General features: G+C 48.3%; 19 protein-coding genes. 14 read left to right on the forward strand and 5 right to left on the reverse strand.

Going from position 1 to position 23,890, the window contains the following annotated elements:
* Positions 1-6: 6 nt before the first annotated feature.
* Positions 7-1,218, reverse strand: a complete 1,212-nt coding sequence (locus V8F51_RS12980) for an MFS transporter (RefSeq protein WP_337100691.1) — start codon at positions 1,216-1,218, stop codon at positions 7-9.
* 158 nt (positions 1,219-1,376) lie between these two features.
* Between V8F51_RS12980 and V8F51_RS12985 the strand changes: the two genes are divergently transcribed.
* Both V8F51_RS12985 and V8F51_RS12990 read left to right on the forward strand, forming a co-directional pair.
* On the forward strand, positions 1,377-1,769 hold the full coding sequence (locus tag V8F51_RS12985; RefSeq protein WP_337100692.1) for a winged helix-turn-helix transcriptional regulator: 393 nt from the start codon (positions 1,377-1,379) through the stop codon (positions 1,767-1,769).
* A 25-nt stretch (positions 1,770-1,794) separates the two neighbouring features.
* Entirely contained in the window at positions 1,795-2,631 is an 837-nt protein-coding gene (locus tag V8F51_RS12990; protein WP_337100693.1) for a YitT family protein, read from the forward strand.
* 38 nt (positions 2,632-2,669) lie between these two features.
* On the opposite strand, the gene V8F51_RS12995 is transcribed toward V8F51_RS12990, so the two are convergent.
* Positions 2,670-3,605, reverse strand: a complete 936-nt coding sequence (locus V8F51_RS12995; RefSeq protein WP_337100694.1) for a helix-turn-helix transcriptional regulator — start codon at positions 3,603-3,605, stop codon at positions 2,670-2,672.
* 170 nt (positions 3,606-3,775) lie between these two features.
* Between V8F51_RS12995 and V8F51_RS13000 the strand changes: the two genes are divergently transcribed.
* On the forward strand, positions 3,776-5,401 hold the full coding sequence (locus V8F51_RS13000; RefSeq protein ID WP_337100695.1) for a hypothetical protein: 1,626 nt from the start codon (positions 3,776-3,778) through the stop codon (positions 5,399-5,401).
* A 255-nt stretch (positions 5,402-5,656) separates the two neighbouring features.
* Here V8F51_RS13000 and V8F51_RS13005 read toward each other — a convergent pair whose 3' ends face one another.
* Positions 5,657-6,496 (reverse strand): DegV family protein, encoded by an 840-nt coding sequence (locus tag V8F51_RS13005; RefSeq protein WP_337100696.1) that lies wholly within the window; start codon positions 6,494-6,496, stop codon positions 5,657-5,659.
* Between the two features lie 301 nt (positions 6,497-6,797).
* On the opposite strand from V8F51_RS13005, the gene V8F51_RS13010 reads away from it, so the two are divergent.
* The 6 genes from V8F51_RS13010 to V8F51_RS13035 all read left to right on the forward strand — a co-directional run bounded on the left by V8F51_RS13010 (position 6,798) and on the right by V8F51_RS13035 (position 17,617).
* Positions 6,798-10,043 carry an Ig-like domain-containing protein gene (locus V8F51_RS13010; RefSeq protein ID WP_337100697.1) on the forward strand — a complete coding sequence of 1,082 codons (3,246 nt, stop codon included), beginning with the start codon at positions 6,798-6,800 and terminating at the stop codon, positions 10,041-10,043.
* A 152-nt stretch (positions 10,044-10,195) separates the two neighbouring features.
* Positions 10,196-13,471, forward strand: coding sequence for an Ig-like domain-containing protein (locus V8F51_RS13015; RefSeq protein WP_337100698.1), 3,276 nt, complete (start codon positions 10,196-10,198; stop codon positions 13,469-13,471).
* Between the two features lie 166 nt (positions 13,472-13,637).
* Positions 13,638-14,720, forward strand: a complete 1,083-nt coding sequence (rlmN, locus tag V8F51_RS13020) for a 23S rRNA (adenine(2503)-C(2))-methyltransferase RlmN (protein ID WP_337100699.1) — start codon at positions 13,638-13,640, stop codon at positions 14,718-14,720.
* A 130-nt stretch (positions 14,721-14,850) separates the two neighbouring features.
* A complete protein-coding gene (greA, locus tag V8F51_RS13025; protein ID WP_337100700.1) occupies positions 14,851-15,330 on the forward strand; it encodes a transcription elongation factor GreA in 480 nt (159 codons plus the stop codon).
* A 295-nt stretch (positions 15,331-15,625) separates the two neighbouring features.
* Positions 15,626-16,273, forward strand: a complete 648-nt coding sequence (locus V8F51_RS13030) for a hypothetical protein (protein ID WP_337100701.1) — start codon at positions 15,626-15,628, stop codon at positions 16,271-16,273.
* Positions 16,274-16,330: 57 nt separating this feature from the next.
* Positions 16,331-17,617: a polysaccharide deacetylase family protein gene (locus V8F51_RS13035; RefSeq protein ID WP_337100702.1), complete on the forward strand. Its 1,287-nt coding sequence runs from the start codon at positions 16,331-16,333 to the stop codon at positions 17,615-17,617.
* Positions 17,618-17,672: 55 nt separating this feature from the next.
* On the opposite strand, the gene V8F51_RS13040 is transcribed toward V8F51_RS13035, so the two are convergent.
* Together V8F51_RS13040 and V8F51_RS13045 are read right to left on the reverse strand one after the other, a co-directional pair.
* The gene (locus tag V8F51_RS13040; RefSeq protein ID WP_337100703.1) at positions 17,673-18,854 is read right to left on the reverse strand and encodes an NAD(P)/FAD-dependent oxidoreductase; all 1,182 of its coding nucleotides are present in this window, start codon (positions 18,852-18,854) and stop codon (positions 17,673-17,675) included.
* 30 nt (positions 18,855-18,884) lie between these two features.
* Positions 18,885-19,316 (reverse strand): DUF1641 domain-containing protein, encoded by a 432-nt coding sequence (locus V8F51_RS13045; protein ID WP_337100704.1) that lies wholly within the window; start codon positions 19,314-19,316, stop codon positions 18,885-18,887.
* A 398-nt stretch (positions 19,317-19,714) separates the two neighbouring features.
* On the opposite strand from V8F51_RS13045, the gene V8F51_RS13050 reads away from it, so the two are divergent.
* From V8F51_RS13050 to V8F51_RS13070, 5 genes are all read left to right on the forward strand, one after another.
* Positions 19,715-20,365 carry a glycosyltransferase gene (locus V8F51_RS13050; RefSeq protein WP_337100705.1) on the forward strand — a complete coding sequence of 217 codons (651 nt, stop codon included), beginning with the start codon at positions 19,715-19,717 and terminating at the stop codon, positions 20,363-20,365.
* Between the two features lie 99 nt (positions 20,366-20,464).
* The gene (locus V8F51_RS13055; RefSeq protein ID WP_337100706.1) at positions 20,465-20,797 is read left to right on the forward strand and encodes an MGMT family protein; all 333 of its coding nucleotides are present in this window, start codon (positions 20,465-20,467) and stop codon (positions 20,795-20,797) included.
* A 145-nt stretch (positions 20,798-20,942) separates the two neighbouring features.
* Entirely contained in the window at positions 20,943-21,437 is a 495-nt protein-coding gene (locus tag V8F51_RS13060; RefSeq protein ID WP_337100707.1) for a glutathione peroxidase, read from the forward strand.
* A 99-nt stretch (positions 21,438-21,536) separates the two neighbouring features.
* On the forward strand, positions 21,537-21,995 hold the full coding sequence (locus V8F51_RS13065; RefSeq protein WP_337100708.1) for a hypothetical protein: 459 nt from the start codon (positions 21,537-21,539) through the stop codon (positions 21,993-21,995).
* A gap of 140 nt (positions 21,996-22,135) precedes the next feature.
* Positions 22,136-23,881, forward strand: coding sequence for an ABC transporter ATP-binding protein (locus tag V8F51_RS13070; RefSeq protein WP_442956427.1), 1,746 nt, complete (start codon positions 22,136-22,138; stop codon positions 23,879-23,881).
* Positions 23,882-23,890 lie beyond the last annotated feature (9 nt).

Below are 23,890 nucleotides of genomic sequence, written 5' to 3' on the forward strand. Positions count from 1 at the left end.
TATGATTTATGCGGAAGCGCGCAGCTTCTCTCCTTGTTTCGTGTCGGTTGACTCAAGCTTACGAACCCAGCCGGTTAGGACGACTGCGCCGGCGACCATAATGGACCCGATCCATGCGGTATGAATGATGCCGATGCCTCCGGCAATGACGCCGCCAAGATAGGAGCCGATCGCAATGCCTGCATTGAATGCGGCAATATTGAAGGCGGAGGCGACATCGACGGACTTTGGCGTATAGCGCTCAGCCAGCATCACAACATAGAGCTGTAGCCCCGGCACGTTCATGAATGCCAGCAAGCCCATGGCAATAATCGTCAGGAGCCCGGCAATCTTGAATGGCGCGGTGAACGTTAGGATAAGCAGTATAACGGCTTGCATAGCGAACATATAGAAAAGAGCTTTTACAGGATTACGGTTGGCGGCTTTTCCTCCAATAACGTTGCCTATGGCAATCGCGATGCCGTATACAAGCAGAAGAACGACAATCGTTTTCTCGCTGAACCCGGTTATGTCGTGCAGCAACGGGGATAAATAAGTGAAGACGACAAACGTTCCGCCGTAGCCGAGCGCCGTAATGGCGAAGGCCAGCAGCAGTCTTCCGTTAGTGATCACTTTAATCTGATCGCGAATCGTAGTGGATGCTCCTTTGCGCAAGCCAGAAGGGACGAGAATCAGATTTGCTATGAACGACAGGATGCCGATGGCAACAATCGCGACGAATGCCATGCGCCAGCCAAGCTGCTGGCCGATCCAAGTGCCGAGCGGCACGCCGGTGACGGTAGCAACCGTAAGCCCGGAGAACATAAGGGCAATGGCGCTCGCTCTGCGGTTCTCCGGCACGAGATCAGCCGCGATCGTTGAGCCGATCGACATGAATATGCCGTGGGCGAGAGCGGATACGAGCCGTCCGATCAGCAGGACGGCAATACCGCTCGCCAGCGAGGCCAGCGTATTGCCGATGATGAAGACGATCATAATCGCCAGCAGCAGCGTTTTGCGAGATACTTTGGCGGTGAGCGACGTAAGAATCGGAGCGCCAAACGTGACGCCTAGCGCGTATAGCGATACGGTTAATCCCGCAGTTGTTATCGATATGTGCAAGTCGTCGGCGATGAGAGGCAGCAGCCCCACGCTGATGAACTCTGTCGTTCCGATGGCGAAGGCGCTTATCGCTAACGCAAGCAGCGCAAAGGTACTTCTTCGTTGATTCGTTGTCATACGTTTTTCCTCCACAGTAGTAATGACCGGCCGGTAAATGCTATTATGGATGAATCGCGCGGCGATGGATAGTACGTACTTTCAAGTGCTATAGATACCGAAAAGTGCTATAGGTACTGAAAAGTACCTATGGAAATAGAGGCAAGGAGGAATACGATATGGCTCCAAAAAGGTACAATATATCGGTAGAAGCAACGCTTGAGGTGATCGGCGGGAAATGGAAATGCGTCATTCTATGTCATCTGACCCATGGGACGAAGCGTACGAGCGATCTTAAACGATTAATGCCAGCCATTACGCAGAAAATGCTGACCCAGCAATTGCGGGAGCTGGAGCAGGACGGGATCGTCAACCGAATCAGCTATAACCAGGTTCCGCCAAAGGTGGAATACGAGCTTAGCGAATACGGCTGGAGCTTGAAGCCGATACTGGACTCGCTGTGCAACTGGGGCGAGCTTCATATTATTAAGGAGTACGGGGATATTAACGAAATGCTGGAGGACAGCATATTGAATTATAAGGATAAGGAAGAGCAGACGGTTATTCGTTAACTGCGGCTATTTTAGGAGATACGCGATGAAGAAAAGGCTGCTGGATATACTCATTATTATAGGCGGAGCGTTCCTGTTCGCGCTGGGCGTCAATCTGTTCGTCATTCCGAACGAGCTCGGCGAAGGCGGCGTAACGGGCATTACGATTATTTTGTACTACTTGTTCGAATGGTCGCCTGGCATCGTCAACTTGGTAATCAACGGTCTGCTGTTGATCGTCGGCTATCGTTTCCTTGACCGTACGGCCGTGCTGTATACGATCATTGCCGTCGCGAGCAACTCGCTGTTCCTCGTCCTGACGGACCATTGGCGCATCGAATCGGATGAGATCGTCGTTAACGCTATTTTCGGCGGCATGTTTGTCGGAATCGGCATCGGCATGATCATCAGGGTCGGGGGCACCACGGCAGGTACGACTATTTTGGCCCGAATCGCTAATAAATATTTGGACTGGAACATCAGCTACGCGCTATTGTTCTTCGATCTGATCGTCGCATTCTCTTCCTTCTTCATCATTGGCGCGAAGGCGCTCATGCTGACGATTATCATGCTCTATATTGGAACGAAGGTGATGGACTTCATCATTGAGGGCGTCAACCCGAAGAAGGCTGTTACGATTATTTCCAAGGAGCATCAGAAGATTGCCGACCAAGTCATTACGGTCATGGACCGCGGCGTTACGATCATGCACGGACAGGGCTATTACACGAAGAACAAGCAGGAGATTCTGTATATTGTGATTAGCAAGCAGGAGCTCAGCACGCTCAAGAAAATCGTCAAAGCCGCCGACAAAAATGCTTTCATCACGATTCATGATGTGCGCGACGTGTTCGGTGAAGGGTTTATCGATATATCGAAGTGACGGGACCAACCGACCGCAGCATATTGCTGCGGTTTTTTTTAATGCTCCAGCTTCAGCTCCAGCGGAGTCAAGTAATGAATTGAATCTCGTTCCGAGCGGCGGAAGCTGCCTGGCGTCATGCTTGTCCATTTGCTGAATTGGCGAATGAAGCTTTGCACATTTTCGAACCCGATGCGATAGGCGATTTGCTCCAAGGAGTCATCGCTGTTTACAAGCGAATGCATCGCTTCCTGCTGTCTAAGCACGGCTAAGTAATCGCGCGGGGACATACGGTAAGCTTGCTGGAATACACGGTAACAATGGCGGCGGCTGATAAGCAGCTTCTCTGCGATCTGTGCGAGCCAATTGTGCAGCGGTTCACGGGTTTCGAACCAGCCCTCGCCATCAGAAGGGCGGAGTGTAACCAGCTTCTCAATCTCACGTGCAATAAGTGCGGGCAATGTTTCTTCGGTAGAGTGCGGGCTGTCTGACTGCTGCGTCTTCATATGACGCTCGAGCAGGCTCATCATCAAGAGCGCGTTGGCCAACAACGCGATGTGCGAGTGCGAGTCATCCTCTTGGAGCTGCTCGATAAGCTGCATGATGATCGGTCGAAGCTTGTCGTTAAGCGGATCGCCCTTAGGATAATGGAGCTGCTCGCACTTGTTCATAAGCTGCATGAATGCCGTGTCGGACACTTGAACATGCATAACAAAATAATGCAGTGGCTCCTGCCGATCCGACTTGTACCGATGGGGCTTCATAGGCGGTATGATGAGAAGATCGCCAGCCTGCTGCTCATAGGAGGCATGATCCATAATGGCAGTCTGAGTCCCGCTCAGCACGAGATTGACCTCCACCATCATGTGGTGAAGATGCCGCTGGCATAACCAGCCTTTGCCGGTTACGCCTGTATGCATGCCATACAGATAAACCTCCGATTTTAAGTTGGGAAAAGTACGGCTCTTTAGCACAGCGGCAGCCCTGTTCGTCATCGCTGGCATCTCCTTCCTTTCTGTGTCTCTCTATCATGTCCCATTTGGTTCATTATTTCTAGCAGTAAGACCTCATATGTGATAACGAATGCAGCGAGAGTCATTTATACTCTCATTATCGAGTTTTCTAATAAGGCATGCAAGGAAGAGCAGAGAGGGGATTGGAATATATGTCACTATCTATTTTGCAGCAACCAATCGATATTCGGGTAGAGACGGAGCTTGGCTGGAAACAGCTGACCCTGCAGGAAACGGGCAAGTGGAGTAAAGACCGTGTTGTAGTGGAGCTTGCGGGGGCGCAAGAGTCTGATGGGGCGCCGGTGCATCTATGGCTGGAGTCAGCGGCCGAACCGGTTCTTACAGTGAAGATCCGCTGGGCGAAGCAGGCAGAAGGCAAGCTGCTCGTAATGGGCGATCACTGGGAGCGGGCTTATGGGGATTTGGAATGGCGGGGCATCGTGCCTGAGCGAGTGATGCCATGGTACTTCTTGACGAATAACGGCAATGTCACGAACGGTTATGGCGTACGGACAGGACCAAGCGCATTTTGCAGTTGGAAGCTCGATCAGGAGGGAATAACCTTCACCGCGGATGTGCGAAATGGTGCAGTCGGCGTATTGCTCGGAAATAGAAGGCTGGAAGTAGCTGCATTGTTGGCGTTCGAAGGAAAAGAGGGGGAATCAGCCTTTGCTGCAGCTCGGCGCTTCTGCCAGTTGATGTGCTTGCAGCCCGTGTTGCCGTCTCAGCCGGTATATGGGGGCAATAACTGGTACTACGCTTACGGCAATAGCTCGCATGAGGAGATCTTGGCAGACTCGGCGTTCATATCCTCGCTCGCTTCATCGGAAGTTAACCGTCCATTCATGGTTATTGACGATGGCTGGCAGCTTGCAAGCGGCGGCGGAGGCTGTAAGGGAGCACCATGGACGGGCAGCGACAAGTTCCCTGATATGGCGGGGCTTGCGCGAGCGATGAAAGAGACCGGCGTTCGTCCAGGCATTTGGTGCAGGCCGTTGATGTCGTCTGACCCGAATGTGCCGAAGGAATGGTTGCGATATTCGGCAAGCGAGACGGACAGCGTGCTTGATCCAACCGTACCGGGAGTACTCGAGTTCATTGCGAAATCGATTAAGGAAATGTCGGATTGGGGCTTCGAGCTGATTAAGCATGATTTCTCTACCTATGATCTGCTTGGCGAATGGGGGTTCCGAATGAAATCGAACGTGAACTCGCTTGCCAATACGTTCAGCGACCAATCGAGAACAACAGCCGAAATCGTGCTTGACCTCTATCGGACTATCGCCGAAGCTTCTGGCAGCAGTCTGTTGATCGGTTGCAATACGATCAGTCATCTTGCTGCAGGCCTATTCGAAATCCAGCGCACGGGCGATGATACGAGCGGCAAGTCATGGGAGCGGACGCGTTATATGGGCGTCAATACGATGGCGTTCCGCATGGCCCAGCATAATACCTTCTATAGTCACGATGCCGACTGCATTGGCATTACAAAGGATGTTCCATGGGAGCTGAACAAGCAGTGGCTCGACTTGCTCGCAGGCAGCGGAACGCCGCTCTTCGTCTCCGTTGATCCAGCCATCGTGACCGAGGAGCAGGAGGCGGCTCTGCGGGCCGCATTCGACCTAGCATCCCAAGAGCTGCCTCCCGGCGAGCCGCTCGACTGGATGGAAACGACCTGCCCAAGCCGATGGCTGCTGAACGGCGAGGAGACGACATTCGAATGGAGCCGCAACCCGCTTGAGAACGCGGACGTGAATGATAACGAGTGGTGGCTGTAAGGCGGTGTGCCTTGACCGGAGCGGAATAGCGTAACGAATTTTCGCTATTTCACCTTGTGTACACGTACTAGCTTCAATAACGTAACGAATTTACTTTATTGCGCCAGCAATTCGTCTCCATCCGCCTAACTCGAACACTTTGAGAAGAAATAGAGTAAAAAAGTTTCGCTATTTGCTTACGAGCCAACCTGGCGTAGAGCAATAGCGAAACTTTTTTTCGTTATGATATCAAGCAGCTTTCGAGCCTGTAAATGATTAATTAACGCAATACATAAAGCCAATTGCGGCAGGTCCTGTATGCGTCGTTATGACCGGCGTTGCGGGCTGAATACGAATCGGTGCTGCAGTAAAGCGACTAATCTCGTCGCGCAGCCGTTCGGCTAATGTAAGGTTGTCCGCATGGGAAATGCCGATCTCCTTCACTTCTTTTCCTGCGGTATCGGCTTGGAAACGTTCGATTAGGTTTTTAATAATTTGTGTGGTGGTCCGAACTTTGGCAACAGGCGAATAGACGCCCTTATCAAGCATGGCAATCGGTTTGATACTGAGAACGGTGCTGATCCAGCCTTTCGCTTTGCCGATGCGCCCGCCTTTGACCAGATTTTCGACCGTATCGACAACGACGAATAAAGATGTACCTTCAAGTATGCCGCGCAGCCTCGCAGTAATTTCGTCAATCGTGCTTCCTGCGTGCGCCATCTTGGCCGCTTCAATGACTTGGAATCCAAGCGCTTGCGATATCATTTGCGAATCTACAACGACGACATTGCTTTCCGACATCGTTGCAGCTGCGCAGGCAGTCGAATATGTTCCGCTCATGCCGCTTGTCATATGAATGGATAGAATCGTATGGCCGTCTGCCCCGAGCCTGTCATATAAGTCTACAAACGCTCCTACAGCAGGCTGCGAGGTCTTTGGCAACTCGGCAGCTTGTTTCATTTTGTGAATAAAATCTATCGGGGAAATCGTAACATTATCTTCATAGCTTTCTCCATCTATATAAACTGACAGCGGAATGACCTCTATTCCGTGCTGTTGAAGCAATTCCTTGGGCAAGTCTGTCGTGGAATCGGTAACGATTCTGATGCCAGTCATAATGCGGCCTCCTTCGATGTATATGACAAAAGTATGTACGTCGTTTTTTGTCGAAAGTTTCAAGGATTGGGATACTCCCATTAAGTACCTGGTAGTCCGATTTAATATACTAGTTCTATAGTAACGAAAATTAATTTAATTTATCTTAAATTGTAAATATATGGTTACACAAGTTGGAAGACCCATGTTATAATACCCAAAGAATTTGGAATGTTTTTACTTTAAAACTTAACGAAAAGGGAGAGTAATCAGCATGCGAATTACCCGTAAATCATTTGCTTTACTAGCTGTACTAGCACTCATGGTCCAATTATTTGTTTTACCTATCGGACAAGCTTCCGCAAATGCGGAATTATCTGTGGATAGTTTAAGCAAGGCGCCGATCTCGGAAGGAAACACGCCTTCAACTGTTGTAACGATGAAGGGTGAAGTTCCCGTTTATACCACTCAACTTGAGAATAGAGTTGGCGATTCACGCTCAACCAAAGCGAAGTCTTCTATTATAGGCTCTGCTAATGTCGTCGATAGCGGAGATATCCTTACAGTAGTCGTTCCGACCGTGATTGCTAATCCGCAATATAACAGCGTCGATGCAAAAATTGCTACAAAGCAAGTTTACGGGGCAGGAAGCACGGATTACTACTACTCGTTGGATTTTCTAGATAGGAATTCGGAATATTATAATACTGACTATGATTATACCGTTGAATATGGTGAAGATAACGTTAAAATCCGAGTTGAATCGATTGATTGGACTGCCGGAAGCGAAAGATTCCTCCTATTAACAGTAGGCTCCTATGCCATTAAATTACCGTTCACTTCGGCTGATAAAGGAAAGTCCAAAACGGTCAATCTGAGCAAATATATTCCCGTAACCATAGATTTGCCGAACAAGGGAGAAGGCTTTGCATTCGAGCAGAACCTTGTGACGTACGTGGATGGCAATCAGAAGCCTATTGGAGCTTCGGCCATTGCAAATAGCGGCATAATATTAGTTGAACCGGATACTTACAACCTGCAAATTAATGCGAGGGACGACGAGAAAGCCTATTTGATTTTCAAGAAAAACGTAACTATTTCCAATCAGAACACATTATCAATAGCATTAAGCACTTTGGCAAAGGTATCGCTCCAAATGGACGATGAGGATTGGGAGCAATTAAGCTTCGGAGTGTATCCGCAGGACGGGGGTTACAACTGGACTTGGTTTGTCGGCTTGTATAAATACGAAGATAAGGAGAGCTTGAAGTCGGTATACGTCTCCAAATTAAACTACAGTGAGACGGATGTCAGATACCAAAGCAAGGTTGATGTCGTTTCACTTGGTTATAATCAAGGCAATAAGAATGTTACTGGAGATTTCACATTCCAAACGGATACGAATTTGAAATCCAAAATTAATTTGACCCAAAGTTCCTACAAAGCGAATTCTTATCTTTTTAATCCGGATACCGCTGGGATCGTAGACGGCCGAGGTAATCATGTTACGGATATTTACGATGATAATGACCGCGATACCAGTCATAGCATAATTTTCACGAATAAAGTAACTAATGCTGTTTTTAACATTAATCCTTATTATTTGTCCAACCCTATACTCCTTCCTGATGTTGTCGGCGATTACACGATGACCTATATACCGGGGGCGGGCGCGAAATATTTCGGCTTGGAGACAGTATCGGCTCCAATCAAGCTTACTGCGAACGGCAGCAACGTCACGTTGTCGAGCCTTACCGTTAATAAATCGTCGATCAATATGATTGGCTTCGATAAAACGGAGAGCATTACGGCTAGCGCAACGTTCAGCGATAGATCGAAGCAAGATGTTACGTATGATGCGAGTTGGACCTCAAGCAATGAAAATGTTGCGACCGTTGATAACGGCGCCATTACCTCCACGGGCGTTGGTACAGCTACGATTACGGTTAACTATGGAGGCAAATCGCAGGCAGTTAAAGTCAGCGTTGTTGCGAAGCAACTCAAAAGCCTTGGCGTAACGCCTACCAAATTGACGGGGCGCACTGGCAATAGTTACGATGTAGCGTTGACTGCGACCTACTCGGATAACTCGAATGAAGCCGTGACGGAAACAGCAAACTGGAGCAGTAACAAGCCGGAAGTCGCAACATTTGATGACGGCAAAGTACAAGTAAACGGCTATGGATCGGCCACATTGACTGCTGAGTTTGGCGGTAAAAAAGCGACCGTATCAGTTAATTCCGCTGCAAAAAATGTATATATCAGCACAACGATAACGGACAAACCGAAACTGTTGACAATGAAGCCCGGAGATAGCCAGCAATTAGCGATGAAAGCTCAATTCGCGGACAGCATCGGCAGCAAACCGGAAGTGATTTCTTCAGGTGTTGAATGGTCTTCCGAGAATTCGGAAGTCGCTTCAATCACAGAGGCGGGCTTGCTAACAGTTAATGATTTTGGTACTACCAATGTTACTGCAGAATACAAGGGGCTTACTGTAACAATCAAAGTGGACGCATCGATTAAAGCATTGAGCATTACGGATAGCGCGAATCCGAAGGGGATCAAATCGTTGAACCTTCACCCTAATCAAGTGAAGAGCGACTTGGTTGTAAAGGCTACTTTGCAAGATAACAAACAAGTCAATGTAGAGAACGAGGATGTCACTTGGGCTAGCGACAATGAAAATGTTGTGAGTGTAGATAACAGTGGTGCTCTTGAAGTTAACGGTTTCGGCAAAGCTAATATTACTGCTATTTTCGGAGGCAAACCGGTCAAAATTGCTGTGAGTGTGGCACTATCGTCCCTTAAAGCTAACTTTAGCAAAATAGCTGGCAAAGGCGAGTACGATATCGTGTTAACGGCTACGTATGGAGATAAATATACGGAAGATGTGGCAGAACAAGCCGTTTGGACGAGCAGTTCCAGCGTTGCGACTGTCGAGGATGGCTACGTTACGATTAATGGTTTAGGCAAAGGGAAGATTACAGCGTCGTTCGGAGATGCTGCAAGCAAAAATGCGAAAACGGTATCCATTCCAGTGGATGTGTCGGTGAAGTCGTTCACATCACCGACGAAGAAAATAACTGGTGTACCTGGTAAGGAGTACGAAGTGGCACTACTTGCAACGCTTAGCGACGGGAAGGCTGATTCCGCAGAAGACGTGGCAGCAGGTACAGTGTGGTCGACTAGCAATGCTACCGTGGCGACAGCCGAGAATGGCGTCATTACGATTATCGGTGTAGGCAAGGCTAACATTACAGCTGTATATGGCGGCAAGAAAGTAACGGTTGCTGTTGATGTGCCATTCACGCTGAGCGTTAGTGAGTCCAAACTTACAATCGGTACAGGTGAGATCGTTTCTTACATCGTGACGGCTACTTTTAGCGACAATTCTACTTTGGATGTAACCGATTTGGCGACATTCGCTGCCTCCGGTAAGGGAATTGTCGACGTTAGTGAAGGGAATATCACGGCGCTCAAAGCCGGAAGTTCCACGATTACGTTGAAATTTGGAGGCAAGTCGACCACGATCAAAGTGACAGTAACAAATAGCTCAATAAACTAAAATTAATATGCACAGTGCCAAGAAACGGACATCCCTTCGGAGTGTCCGTTTTTCTTTTTTCATACCTTATATACTTCTTTGAGTATGTTATAATACTAGATATACGTGGAATATATTTACTATTATGCCAAGTGGAAGAGGAGTAGTGTTACATGCGATTTATCCGTACACCATTAAGTTTATTAACCATCCTTTTAATTGCGGCCCAGCTTTTTTTATTGCCAATGGGAGTTTCGGCAAGTGCAGAAGGGTCAAGAAACTACTTGAGTGAGGCGCCAAGCTCAGCGAGTAATCAGAATGTATTAGAACCTTTCGAACACAATCCTCCCTCCTATGCAATGAATAGTGGAAGAGTAGAAGGCTCTGCTGCTGGAAACGCCCCGGGTCACTCTACTTCCTCTGTTAATAGTGACGGCAGCATATCCGTCATAGTCCCTGTTCATCTAGAAAACTCATACAGTATAGACGAGATCAAAGTCTATTTGGTAACCAAGAGGGTATATGGCGAAGCAGAAAACGACTATTTATACTCACGGCGTTACTTGTATGATTACGAGGAAAACATTTCCAATTATGATTATACAGTTAATTACGATGAAGATATCGTGACACTTCATTTTAATACGAATGAATGGAGCAACGGCACGGAACAGTATCTTCTAATGGCGGTAGGTTCTTACGCTATAAAATTGCCAATATCCATAGAAACTAGCAGTCCAATACAACTTGACTTGAGCTCATACGTTCCGGTAACAATAGACCTGCCTAATGAGGGTCAATACTTTGAATACGATCAGAATATCGTTACATTTCTTGATAATAATCAAAGGGCCATTGGCGGTGCCCCTATTCAAGCCAGTGGCAAGATCCTCGTGAAGCCTGATACCTATAATATGCAAATTAATGCATATGACCTGGATAAAGCCTATTCTTTGTTTAAGAAGGATGTTGTTGTTTCGGGAACAACGACATTGTTATTCGGTCAGGAGGAATTAACTAAAATCTCGTTTCAAGTAGATGACGAAGAGTGGGAAGCTACCGACATTGGACTTGTGCCAATGGAGGGGGCTTTTAGTCCGATAGAGCGAGCAAGCCTGTATAGTGGTTCGAAATTAGGTTTAGTAGATCATATATACGTATCGAAGTTATCCTACAGTGAGATCGTATATGGTTTCGAATCGAACCAGGAGTACGTATACGTCGATTTTTCACAGAAATTCAAAGAAGTGTCAAATGACTTTATCTTCCGCACGGATATGAATCTGGAGTCAAAAATTAGCTTAAACCGAGATGTATACAGAGTTGGCGAAATAATTAATCCGGATGTTGTAGGTATTATAGACGGTTTTGGAAATAGGGTTTCATATTTAAGCGAATGGGGAGATTGGGATAATAAGCATAAAATAACTTATACAAACAATGAAACCAATCAAGTCATTGAGAGGGACTATACTTATCTTAATTACGGCACAACGTTACCCGTTAATCCCGGCGTCTATACAATGACGTTTACACCTGGGGCGGGGGCGGAGTATTTAAAGCTAAAACCGGCTTCGGCTCAAATTAATATAACCAATAGCGGCCAAGAAATACGCTTAATCGGCTTGTACCTCAATAAGACAACGGTTAATATTACCGGTCTGGCTAAAACGGAAACCGTGATGGCGCAAGCTTTGTATAACGATGCAACAATGCCAGATGTGACTCAAATAGCAGAATGGGAATCTAGTAATGAAGCAGTAGCGACGGTTAGTAATGGTGTAATTACGTCTACAGGAGTTGGTTCGGCTATTATTTCTGCGAGTCTTGGTGGCCAATCGCAGTCCGTTAAGGTTAACGTGGCTTCCGAGCAGCTTGTAACGAATCTTTCAGCTTCGATGAGCAAATTGAACGGGCGTGTAGGCGTTGAATATCCGGTGACATTAACCGCTGCGTATGCGGATAAGAAGACGTCAGATGTCACTACAATGGCAAACTGGACGAGCACGAAGTATCAGGTTGCTGAAGTTATAGATGGAAAAGTGAAAGTGAATGGATACGGAACGGCAACATTAACGGGATCTTATGGCGGTAAGAAAGTGGCTATTTCAGTTAACTCTCAAGCCAAAAATGTATACATTGGGACAAGTGCGATCGAAAAAGTAAAGACATTGATTTTGCAACCAATATACGAACAATCGATCCAACTTGTGATGAAAGCGCAATTCGCTGACAGCGCTGGCAACAAGCCCGAGGTCATTGATTCGGGAGTCAATTGGTCCTCTACTAATCCAATGATTGCATCGGTTTCAGAGACAGGGGTTCTTAGGGTTAACTGGTACGGTACTGCAAGAATAACAGGTGAGTATAACGGTCTTGTTTATTCAATCGATGTTGACTCATCAGCTAAATCTGTCAGCGTATCCGATTCTACGGGCAGAGCGGTTAAATCGATAAATATGCACCCGAATCAAGTGAAGAATGACTGGAAACACATCGCCACGTTTAAAGACAATACACGCTCCGAGTTTTATAACGACGAAGTGGAATGGGCGACCGACAATCCGAATGTTGCTACCGTAGACAGTGTCGGTAATGTCACAGCGGTAGGATACGGTAGAGCGAACATCACTGTTGCTTATGCCGGTAAATCAATTAAGTTTCAAGTAAACGTCGCCTTGTCCTCCATAAAAGCCAATTTGAAAAAAATAGCTGGCAAGGGCGAGCATCATATCGAATTAATCGCAACGTATGGAGATAAATACACGGAAGATGTGACGAACCAAGCTACATGGACAAGCAGCACCAGCATAGCTTCAGTCGAGAATGGCGTTGTAACGGTGAACGGCTTTGGCAAAGGAAAGATTACGGCAACATTCGGTGATCCTGCGAGCAGAAATGTGAAGTCCATATCGATCCCGATCGATGTCTCAGTGAAGTCGCTCACGTCACTGACGAAGAAAATTACGGGAGCTCCCGGGCAAGAGTATGACATTGAGCTTATAGCAACACTTAGTGACGGAAAACTTGATTCCACGGAAGATGTGGCGGCCGGAACGGTATGGGCTACGAGCAACGCAAACGTGGCGACGGTCGTGGACGGCGTCATATCCGTTGTTGGTATCGGCAAGGCCAACATAACGGCTGTATACGGAGGCAAAAGAATAACGATAGCCGTTGACGTTCCGTTCAAGTTGACCGTAGATGCTTCCAAGCAATCCATAGTTGCGGGGAATAGCGTTCCGTATGTAGTTACAGCTACGTACAGCGACAAGTCAACGCAGGACGTGTCAGGATTGGCAACGGTGTCTGTATCGGGAAGAGATATTATTAGCGTAGATAATGGCAACATTAACGCCCTCAAAGCAGGCAGTTCGACGGTAACCTTGAGGTACGGGGGAAAGACGGTTGTGATTGCTGTCAAAGTGACGCCTAATATTGCACCTTAACAATATAAGTACGTTAAAGGCGGGCCTCCTCTCGGAGCCCGCTTTTATTTGGACGAAAACTTAGATACCGTCATATCCCTCCTTGTGTTCCGTTCGAAATTTTGGGACAATATGATATAGCGAAAATGTGACGTACGAGGAAACAGCGTTGAAAAGAGGGCAACCAATGAGCAAACCATCCATTTACGGATTAACGCTTGCGCAGCTGACGGAGTGGCTGCAAGAGCGTGGACATAAGAAAGGCAGAGCGGCGCAAGTATGGGATTACTTGTACCGTAGAAGAGTAACGGAATTTACGGAGATGACGGATCTGAACCCGCAATGTGCGGAGCTGATTGCCGAGCACTTCACGATTCAGACGTTAACCGAGCATGTGAAGCAGCAGTCGGCTGACGGAACGGTCAAGTTCTTGTTCCGGTTGACGGACGGCAACCTGATAGAGACGGTTATGATGCGTCATAAGTTCGGTCTGTCTGTCTGCGTGACAACGCAGGTCGGTTGCAATATCGGCTGCAGCTTCTGCGCGAGCGGTCTTCTTGCGAAGAGTCGCGACCTGTCGAGCGGAGAAATCGTGGAGCAGATCATGAAGGTGCAGCTGCATCTAGATAGCGCAGGCGCTGGAGAGCGCGTAAGCAATATTGTCGTGATGGGTATCGGCGAACCTTTCGACAATTACACGAACATGTCGGACTTCATCCGTGTTGTGACCGACCATAAGGGTCTAGCTATCGGACCTAGACATATTACGGTATCGACGAGCGGACTAGCGAAGAAGATTATCGAGTTTGCGGACGATACCGAGATTCCGGTTAATCTCGCCGTGTCGCTTCATGCGCCTAACGACGAGCTGCGCACGCGAATTATGAAGATCAACAAGGCGATACCGATCGAGAAGCTGATGCAGGCGATCGATTATTATTTGGAGAAAACGAAGCGGAGAATCACGCTGGAATATATACTGCTGAAGGACGTCAACGACAAGAAGGAGCATGCGCTTGAGCTGGCTGAGCTAGTTGCCAATCGCAAGCAACTGGCGACGGTCAACTTGATTCCGTATAATCCGGTTGATGAGCATAGTCAGTATCAGCGGAGCGAGCAGGAATCAATCCGAATCTTCTACGATACGCTGAAGAAGCAGGGGATTAACTGCAGCGTTCGTCTAGAGCATGGCGCGGATATCGATGCTGCCTGCGGTCAACTGAGAAGCAAGCAGCTGCGCAGCAACGATAATGAGGCGGTTTTAGCTTAATAAACAGCAAGCGAGAGCGTATCCGAAAGGTCGGGTACGCTTCTTTTTCTAACATTACAAAGAATGAAAATTTCTGTTTTGGACCAATATCGGTTAAACTATATAAATATTACTAGTGGGAGTTGTCCAAATGGCGAATGACGAAATTATATTGACCCAAGAAGGGCTTGAGAAAATAGAAGCTGAATTGGATGAATTGAAATACGTGAAGCGCAAGGAGTTGGCTGCCCGTATTAAGCTGGCGATCAGCTACGGCGATCTGAAGGAGAACAGCGAATACCATTCGGCTAAGGAAGATCAAGCGTTCATGGAGACGCGTATTACGATCCTGACGAAAATGCTGAAGAAGGTACGCGTTGTGGATGCTACCACCCTCGATACGTCGAAGGTCAATATCGGCCTTACTGCTGTACTAAACGATATTGAATTCGCTGAACGGATTGAATACAAAATCGTCGGCAGCGAGGAAGCGGACGTCGAAGATAACAAAATTTCGTACGAAAGCCCGCTAGGCAAGGAGCTTATTGGCAAGAAAGTCGGAGATATCATTGAGGTAACAGCGCCGATGGGCATCATTAAATACGAGTTGCTCGAAATACGAGCAGATTGATCGATTGACAGCTTAATTTAACAGCAGCCGCCTATGAGCCGTGCACTCGTCCGCCTGGACGAATGTCACGGTTTATTTGCGTTCGTAAACTAGGCCTTTAGTTCGATTTGGTAAAGTTAGGTACAAAGTCTCGCTTATGGCGTCTGTAATTATTTTATAATAGATCCAATATAGTTCGACAGATAATGACAAATTTAATAGATAAATTAGACAAGGTGATGATGAGAGAATGATTTCACCCTTCTTCAAAAAAAAGGATGCAAAAGATCAACAACAGGAGTTGGGATCTGAACCATTGGTCCCAAAGTCTGCGCCTGACAGCGGCTTAGCCGATTCCGAGCTGGCCTCGGCAGTAGAGGAGTCGTTATCGTCCATGACATTCGCAGCCAGCAAGTCTAATCTAGACAAGAAGTCGCTCGATCTCGTATTTGCCGTTGAGCAGATGATTCAAGCTCGCCAACATGCGGAAATCAACATTTACGAGCTGCAGGATCGGTTGACGCACTCGAACGGCAACATTGAACGATTAACCCGTGATCTGAAGAACTTGAACAAAGTGATTGAAGAGCGCGAGAAGAGCATTCTAGATCTAGAGCAGAAGCTGATTGAGAAGAACTTGAAGGTCGATCAAGTGATCGAGGATTACCGGGAGCTCCAGTCCACCTTGTCGACAGAAATCGATGACCTTAAGAGTGTCATTGACCTCGAGCAGCAGAAGTATACGAGTCTTGCTCAGACCCATAACGAGGCTAATGCCGAGAAGATGAAGAAAATCAACGAGATGGAAGAGCGGATCGGCAGACTGGAAGTAGAGAACGCGCATGTGAAACAGAAGTTCGATACGGTACGCCAAGAGAAGGCTTACTTGTCCAACATGATTAGCGACTTTACGAGCCGGATGTCTATACCGCTAAGCCAGAACAAAAACGATCGCAACGACTAATAGAATAACATATCGCATTCATACATAAATGATCGGTTATGAGAGTCGGGAGCAGCTATGGAAACTAAAACAGTCCAAATGATTGAGCTATCGTCCATTGAGCAGACACGGACCGGCTTTCAGATGGAGGTCATCATCACTCGCATTCAGGAGCCGGCTCGGTACGTCATCGCCATTGATGAGTTTACCTACAATGAAATAATCGCACTCCATCCTCTTGCTGCGAGTAGAGTGAGGATGTCTTTATATGCCAAGTGGGATCCGTTCCGCAATCGGCATTATAGCTCGCTGATCAAGATGGATGAACGTTTTGGGGAAACGCTGTATTTTGCTTGCTCGGAGTCCTATGCCATGCAGTTGGAACAAATGCGGCTGAGTGATTCGTTTCCGGAGAAGGCTGCTTCTGAAGTTGAAGAAATACAGCCGCCTCAACCGAAGCCTCGCAAGCGCAAATGGGCGCCGTTCGTTGGCAAGGCAGCGCTGCGTCTCGCTATGGTGGTTTGCTTATTTTTCTTGTTCGCTTCTCGTACAGAGAATGGCTTGTTCTCTAATCATGCTGATGCACTAAGCCCGGACAGCGACGATACGGTAAGCGCCAATGCGGCACAATCGTTCCCATTTGTCGATGAGCTCTTAATAAGAACTACACCGAGGCCGGTGCTGCCGGCAGTGGAGCCTGTAGTAGTTGAAGTGACGCCACCTGCAGAAACGGTCGAGCCGAAGACTGAAGTTGCTGCGCATAGCTACGAAGTGTTGGAGGCAGACGCTGAGGAGTATACCTATTCCGTTCCGAAAGGTTATGTTGCCTTGACGTTCGATGACGGCCCTTCCGAATATACGGAGCAGATCGTCGATATATTGAAGGAGCATGACATCGCGGCAACGTTCTTGTTCGTAGGACTTAACGTGAAGCATGATCCCGAAGCTGCGGCGTATGCCGTTGATAATGGTATGGCTGTAGGCAATCACTCTTGGGCGCATAACGACTTCACGGCGAGTACCGCTGAAGAGAATGCCGATAGCATTGCAAGAGTGAACGAGCTGATTGAATCGGAAGCGGAGGGCGAGAACACAGTCGTTAGCCTGTTCCGTCCGCCATACGGTGCGATTAATGATGAAGTAGAGGCGGTTGCGAAGCAGGAGCGGATGAAGGTACTTATGTGGAATCGCGATCCTGTCGATTGGAAGGCGAAGACGGAGAAACAAATATTAAGCTATTTCAAACAAAAATCGCCGTCAGGCGGTATCTACGTCATGCACGAGAAGAAATTAACGGTCGAAGCGCTTCCTGAAATCATACAATATCTGAAGAGCAAGAAATTGAAATTCGCTATATTCAAATAAAAAAAGAAGGTCGGGAGCTTCATATGAAGCCCTCGACCTTCTTCTATTTCTTGGCTTAGTAAGCCAGTGCGAATAGACCGTGGATATGCGACAGGTAGCGGATGTTGCTCGCTTCCTTCATTAGCGATGCAGGCAAGCCTTTCAGCTGCGTTGCATTGCCGCCGATTGTGCCTACGCCGTCTTTGCGACCCAAGCTGCCGAGCGTTCCGGAGAATACAGGCTCGAATTTGTTCATGGAACCGCCTTTGAACAGAACGCCAAGGTTATGGCCGACTGTTTCACCCATTTGCCAAGCAAGCTGAGCGGTTGGCGGGTATGGACGCTCGCTGCCCTCTGGGAATACAACCGCGCAGTCGCCTGCAAGGAATACGTCCGAGTGGGAAGTCGATTGAAGCGTTGGCGTAACCGTCGAACGGCCGCGATCTTCTGCAAGGCCGCTGCTGCCGACAACAGGGTTGCCTTTTACGCCGCCAGTCCAGATGATTGTGTTCGATTCGATTGTATTGCCGTCCTTCAGGGATACGGCTGTTTTCGTTGCTTCAGTGATTGCTACGCCAGTGATGAACGTAACGCCGCGTTTCTCAAGGCTGGATACCGCGCGCTCAATCAACACTTTAGGGAAGATTGGCAATACGGCAGGGCCGGCTTCTACGCAGTACAACGAAATATCGTTGAAGTCGATGCCTTTGCTTTTGCATACTTCAGGCAGCTTGTCAGCAAATTCGCCAACGAGCTCAACGCCGGTCAGACCGCCGCCGCCGACTACGATTGTAGCGTCAGCTTTGTTTCCGGATGCTTTGTAAGCGTCCAGACGAGCTTCAACATGCTTGCGGATACGGTTAGCATCAGCAACCGACTTCAGCACCATGCTGTTCTCTTCCAGTCCAGGAATTCCGAAGTAGTTCGTTTCACTTCCGAGTGCAACGACAAGCGCATCGTAACCGATTACTTTGCCGCTCTCGAACTCAACGATTTTGTCGTCAGGTCTGATTTGCTTAACGGTGTCAACAACGATGTCAACTTTTTTGTCGCCAAGCAGCTTGTTAAGAGGAAGGGATACAGCATTCTCCTCAATAGTTCCGCCAGCAAGACGGTGAAGCTCCGTAATGATCTGATGAGTTGGGAAACGGTTAACAACGGTAATGGTTGCTTCCGATGCAGACAGATGTTGGCGTGCTGTTAGAGCGGAAAGAAGACCACCGTAACCGCCGCCCAAAATAAGAATATGTTTAGACATGTCCATCCTCCATTCTTTGCTTATTTGTAATTAGTTTTTGCGCTCTGCCAATACGTTCAAGAAAGCTTGAGCGAAGCGAAGCGTTTTTTGAACTTCTGGATCTTTCAGCATTTTGAGCATAGCGAATAGGCCGACTGTCGAAGAAGTGTCGACTTGCGAGCGCTCACCAGCTTCGATAGCTGCTTGAGCGATGCCTTTGGCTTTCTCTTGAACTGGTTTAACGAATTCGCCGATACCTTGCGCGAAATCGTTGATCAATACTTTGTCAGTCGCGATGCCTTTAGCGAAGTCATAGGCAGTGGTCATTGCAGTGACCATTTCAGCCAGCTTAGGCAGGTTATCCACCAATACAGTCAGAGAGGTCTGTACCTCTGGCTGCATAAGCTGATCGAGCACGTCTAACGATTTTTTTTCTTCCGCGAGGCTTGCAGAAACCTCTTGTTGAGCAGATGGTTGTGACATTGGGGAACGTCCTCCTTTACATAGGAATGTAGGTGAGTCATGGGCTCGATGATGTCAAACGCCTCAGGTAAGGTGAGTAAGGCATGAGATTGTAACATTTTTCACATAGTAAAAGAGAAAAACTCCTTACGGGTATGTTACAAAGTAAGTCTTACTTTACCGACGGCAAGCATCGGCGAGTTTGACGAGATCGGGCATTAACTCTTTACTTCTATTCTACATCCTTTATCGGAAAAATAAAAAGCAAATTTATTGAAAGTCGAAAAAAATGTCGAAATCGTAAATAAAAACAGCAAAAAGGTGGAAAAACGTTCAAAAGTTTGTAGTCGCATGGAAAAGATCGATTGGGTCACACTAATCTCAGGCGTGTCGTACCACCACTTGGAGGAGATGAGTGTATGTTAAGAAAATCAGTTGTGATGGCCCTATTATGTGCAGCGCTTATATTCGGAGCGGGTGTGCCGGGTATGAAAGCTCAAGCCGCGGAGAACAATCCAACAAAATGTTTGAGTCTGTCTGCTGCTACGCTGAAGCAGGAACTGAGAGAGCTGTGGATTGATCATGTTGTATGGACGCGGTTGTATATCGTTAGCACACTAGCCGGAGTGGGAGACCAGGAACAGGTGCTGGCAAGATTGCTTCGCAACCAGAAGGATATCGGCGATGCTTTCAAGCCTTATTATGGCGAAGCTGCCGGTACGAAGTTAACGGAGCTGCTGACCGAGCATATCGTATTGGCAGGCAAGCTGCTTGACGCGCTGAAGAGCGGCAAATCGGAGGAGGCGGCAGCGTACAATAAGCAGTGGTATCAGAATGCGGACGATATCGCGAAGTTTCTAAGCGCCGCCAATCCGAATTGGTCGTACAAGGAGATGAAGGACGATCTGGATACTCATCTAAAGCTTCTCACCGAAGATATCTCGGCAAGAATGAACAAGGATTGGAATGCAAGCGTAGCGGCGTTCGATAAAGGCGAGAATCATATGGCGATGTTCGGCGATAAGCTGGTGGCGGGAGTCGTGAAGCAATTTCCGGCGAAGTTCAAATAACGCGTAGTTGACGATACGTAGCTCAATCGAGTATCCTCTGCTTACAAATATAGCGCTGCCTTCAGGCAGGCAAAGAAGTCAGAGGAGCGTCATAAAGTTATGCAGCCTTTCACGCAACGGGTTATATCGATTATTCAACAAATTCCGGAAGGACGCGTCATGACGTATGGTCAGGTAGCCGAGCTGGCGGGCAGTAGCCGGGGCGCTCGCCAAGTCGTTCGTATCCTTCACTCGATGAGCCGTGCTCATAACCTGCCATGGCATCGAGTCGTTAACGCCAAAGGCGAAGTGGCGATTCCGGATGACGAAGGACGTTTTCTGCAAATGATGAATTTACAGGAAGAGGGCGTTGAGGTGAGCGACGCTGGCAGGATCGACCTCGCTCGTTACCGCCATTCGCCGCTTGCTTGGGAGGAAGAAGAACGATTCTAGCTAAGGAGAAGGGCTGACTGCCGAAGGGATTCGGACGGTTAGCCCTCTTTGTTTTGCAGGAGGCACCGATCAGGGTTGACATCGGTTTTTGTATTGTATACAATTCAATTATACAAAATCGAGAAAATCGAAGGAGCGGATGAACATGTCTATTTATAATATCGATGTGAAGACGATCAAAGGGGAGGAGCAGACGCTTGCGCCATACAAGGGTGATGTGCTGCTGATCGTGAACACGGCTACGAAGTGCGGCTTCGCGCCGCAATTCAAAGGCCTTCAGAAGCTCCATGACGAGCACAAGGGGGAAGGCTTCGCCGTCCTTGGCTTCCCTTGCTCGCAATTCAATAATCAAGAGCTGGCTAACGACGATGAGATCGCGCAGTCTTGCGAGATCAACTTCGGCGTGTCGTTCCCGCTGTACGCGAAGATTGATGTCAATGGCAGCAATGCGCATCCGCTGTTCCAGCATTTGACGAACGAGGCGCGCGGCGTGCTCGGATCGAAGCTGATCAAGTGGAACTTCACGAAGTTCCTCGTTGACCAGGGTGGCAACGTCGTCAAGCGGTTCAGCCCGACCGATGACCCGGCTAAGATCGAGAGCCATATCCAGAAGCTGCTCGGCACGGCAACAAAAGTATAATCCGGATTTATTATGATGTTTTTCTCATAAAGCACCGATTTGAATCCTCGCTTTCGAACCTTTATGATGGTATAGACCATCTGGAAGGGAGAATTCATCATGACTAACGAAATGAAGCAAATTGACGTACGCAATTTTACCGTATCAACAGAAATTTTCTTTAAGCCGAACCTCGATATTTACTCGCAAATGATATATATCGTCTTAAGCTCCCGGACATCGGAGGCGTCTACATTGACGTTGTCCGAAGTATCCAGGAAAGGGCGTATGACGGTTAAGGAAGCGATTAAAGCGATGCAGTCTCTTGTCGATCAGCAGTTGATTCCACACAAGTTATTCCGTAAAATGATCGGCGAGTTTCAGGATGACCGCCTATCCTGGGCGGCCAAGGGCTTGCTTACTTACTGCAAGCAGCAACCGGATATTTCGATGCAGGAGCTGCTCGCGCTATCCGACCAATCAGGCGAGGACGAGAACAGCATCCGCAAGGCGCTGATCGAGCTGGAGCTGAACGGCTACTTAGAGGAATTTCCGGAGCTTAGAAAAATAGCAACTTAAATAAGCGTGCAAGTCGAAGGCATCCGTATGTAACGGGTGCTTTTTTTGTTGGGGAGATGCCTTTCTTTCGTTTAAATTGCGTTTAAATGGGTACGGTACAGTACGAAGAGAGATAGAGAAACAAGGAATAGAGGAGTGGTATGATGAATACTCAAAAAGGAAGTCTTAAGCGATTCATTCGCCTGTTAATGGATACGAACCCGCCCAAAGCGCTGTTGTCTGTCGCGGTCGTGCTAAGCGTGATGAATACGCTCGTTAGCTTGACGATCCCGATGTTCACGAAAAACCTGGTCAACGGCTTCTCGTTCGGCTCTTTGAGCACGGGGCAAATGCTGGGACTGGCGGCGGCGTTCATCGGGCAAGTCGTTTGCGGGGGCATATCAGTGTATTTGCTGCATTATGGCGGCAACAAAATCGTGGCTGCTATCCGCGAGCGGTTATGGGGCAAGCTGCTGAGGCTGCCTGTTCCGTATTACGACAGTAAGTCGTCGGGCGACACGGTCAGCCGTTTGACGAATGACACGGGCATTCTCAAGGGGCTAATTACGGAGCATGTGACCGGATTTTTTACCGGCATATTATCGATTATCGGATCACTTGCCATTTTGTTCTACATGAATTGGCAGATGACGCTCGTCATGTTAGTTGTATTTCCGGTAGCGGCGCTCATTATGATGCCGATCGGACGTCAAATGTATAAGGTATCGAAGGAAACGCAGGCGGAGAACGCCAGCTTCACCTCGGTGGTGAACCGCGTCGTCTCGGAGATCCGACTCGTGAAGGCTTCGGGATCGGAGCCGGCTGAATACGAACACGGACGCAAAGGTATTCACAACCTGTTTGGTTTGGGACTTAAGGAAGCAAGAATGCAGGCGCTTATTTCACCTATCATCACGTTTATTATATTGATGCTGCTGGTCGGCCTGATCGGCTTCGGCGGCGTGCAAGTCTCATCGGGCAAAATGACGGCGGGAGAGCTTGTCGCGTTCATTATGTATTTGTTCCAAATTATGCTGCCGATTACGCAGATTTCGCAGTTCTTCACGCAATTCCAAAAGGCGATGGGCGCGACGGAGAGTATCATCGGTATTCTCGAATCCGAGGAGGAAGAACAGAACAAAGGGCAGATGCTGTCCGCTATGGATAAGTCGCTGCAAGTGGAACACGTCTCGTTCGCCTACAAGCCCGAAGAGCCGATTCTGCGCGATGTCAGTATGACCATTGAAGCGGGCAAGGTGACGGCGATCGTCGGACCGAGCGGCAGCGGCAAGACGACGCTGTTCTCGCTGTTGGAGCGGTTCTACAAGCCGTCGTCGGGCATCATTCGTCTCGGAGGCCAAGATATCTCCGGCGCATCGCTCCGATTCTGGCGGCAGCAAATCGGTTATGTATCGCAGGAAAGTCCAATCATTGCGGGAACGATCAAGGACAATCTGTGCTACGGTCTCGAGCGAGAGGTCAGTCAGCAGGAAGTGGAGCATGCGGCGCGAATGGCTTATGCGGACGGGTTCATTGAAGATCTGCCCGACGGCTACGCAACGGAAGTTGGAGAGCGGGGCATTAAGCTCTCGGGCGGTCAACGCCAGCGCATTGCGATCGCCCGCGCCTTGCTGCGAGATCCGCAAATCTTAATGCTGGACGAGGCGACGTCGAATCTCGACAGCAAGTCGGAGGAGGTCGTGCAGCAAGCGCTGAAAAACCTGATGGCCGGCCGGACGACCGTTGTCATTGCGCACCGGCTGTCTACGGTAGTGGATGCCGATTCCATTGTTTTTCTGGAGAAAGGCGAGATTACGGGCGTCGGTTCTCATGAGCAGCTGTACCGTACTCATCGTCTATACAAGGAATTCGCGGACGGTCAGTTGCGAATGAACAAATCCGCTTAAGCACTCATG

Source organism: Paenibacillus sp. YIM B09110 (assembly GCF_037167145.1).
Taxonomy (GTDB): Bacteria; Bacillota; Bacilli; order Paenibacillales; family Paenibacillaceae; genus Pristimantibacillus.

What these genes read in the sequence shown, in the direction of transcription:
- greA (WP_337100700.1), top strand. Translation starts at nt 14,851, where the DNA reads ATGGCGAATGACGAAATTATATTGACCCAAGAAGGGCTTGAGAAAATA.
- V8F51_RS13015 (WP_337100698.1), top strand. Translation starts at nt 10,196, where the DNA reads ATGCGATTTATCCGTACACCATTAAGTTTATTAACCATCCTTTTAATT.
- V8F51_RS12985 (WP_337100692.1), top strand. Translation starts at nt 1,377, where the DNA reads ATGGCTCCAAAAAGGTACAATATATCGGTAGAAGCAACGCTTGAGGTG.
- V8F51_RS13045 (WP_337100704.1), bottom strand. Translation starts at nt 19,316, where the DNA reads ATGTCACAACCATCTGCTCAACAAGAGGTTTCTGCAAGCCTCGCGGAA.
- V8F51_RS13035 (WP_337100702.1), top strand. Translation starts at nt 16,331, where the DNA reads ATGGAAACTAAAACAGTCCAAATGATTGAGCTATCGTCCATTGAGCAG.
- V8F51_RS13065 (WP_337100708.1), top strand. Translation starts at nt 21,537, where the DNA reads ATGACTAACGAAATGAAGCAAATTGACGTACGCAATTTTACCGTATCA.
- V8F51_RS13070 (WP_442956427.1), top strand. Translation starts at nt 22,136, where the DNA reads ATGATGAATACTCAAAAAGGAAGTCTTAAGCGATTCATTCGCCTGTTA.
- V8F51_RS13005 (WP_337100696.1), bottom strand. Translation starts at nt 6,496, where the DNA reads ATGACTGGCATCAGAATCGTTACCGATTCCACGACAGACTTGCCCAAG.
- V8F51_RS12995 (WP_337100694.1), bottom strand. Translation starts at nt 3,605, where the DNA reads ATGACGAACAGGGCTGCCGCTGTGCTAAAGAGCCGTACTTTTCCCAAC.
- V8F51_RS13000 (WP_337100695.1), top strand. Translation starts at nt 3,776, where the DNA reads ATGTCACTATCTATTTTGCAGCAACCAATCGATATTCGGGTAGAGACG.
- V8F51_RS12990 (WP_337100693.1), top strand. Translation starts at nt 1,795, where the DNA reads ATGAAGAAAAGGCTGCTGGATATACTCATTATTATAGGCGGAGCGTTC.
- V8F51_RS13010 (WP_337100697.1), top strand. Translation starts at nt 6,798, where the DNA reads ATGGTCCAATTATTTGTTTTACCTATCGGACAAGCTTCCGCAAATGCG.
- V8F51_RS13060 (WP_337100707.1), top strand. Translation starts at nt 20,943, where the DNA reads ATGTCTATTTATAATATCGATGTGAAGACGATCAAAGGGGAGGAGCAG.
- V8F51_RS13040 (WP_337100703.1), bottom strand. Translation starts at nt 18,854, where the DNA reads ATGTCTAAACATATTCTTATTTTGGGCGGCGGTTACGGTGGTCTTCTT.
- V8F51_RS13050 (WP_337100705.1), top strand. Translation starts at nt 19,715, where the DNA reads ATGTTAAGAAAATCAGTTGTGATGGCCCTATTATGTGCAGCGCTTATA.
- V8F51_RS12980 (WP_337100691.1), bottom strand. Translation starts at nt 1,218, where the DNA reads ATGACAACGAATCAACGAAGAAGTACCTTTGCGCTGCTTGCGTTAGCG.
- V8F51_RS13055 (WP_337100706.1), top strand. Translation starts at nt 20,465, where the DNA reads ATGCAGCCTTTCACGCAACGGGTTATATCGATTATTCAACAAATTCCG.
- rlmN (WP_337100699.1), top strand. Translation starts at nt 13,638, where the DNA reads ATGAGCAAACCATCCATTTACGGATTAACGCTTGCGCAGCTGACGGAG.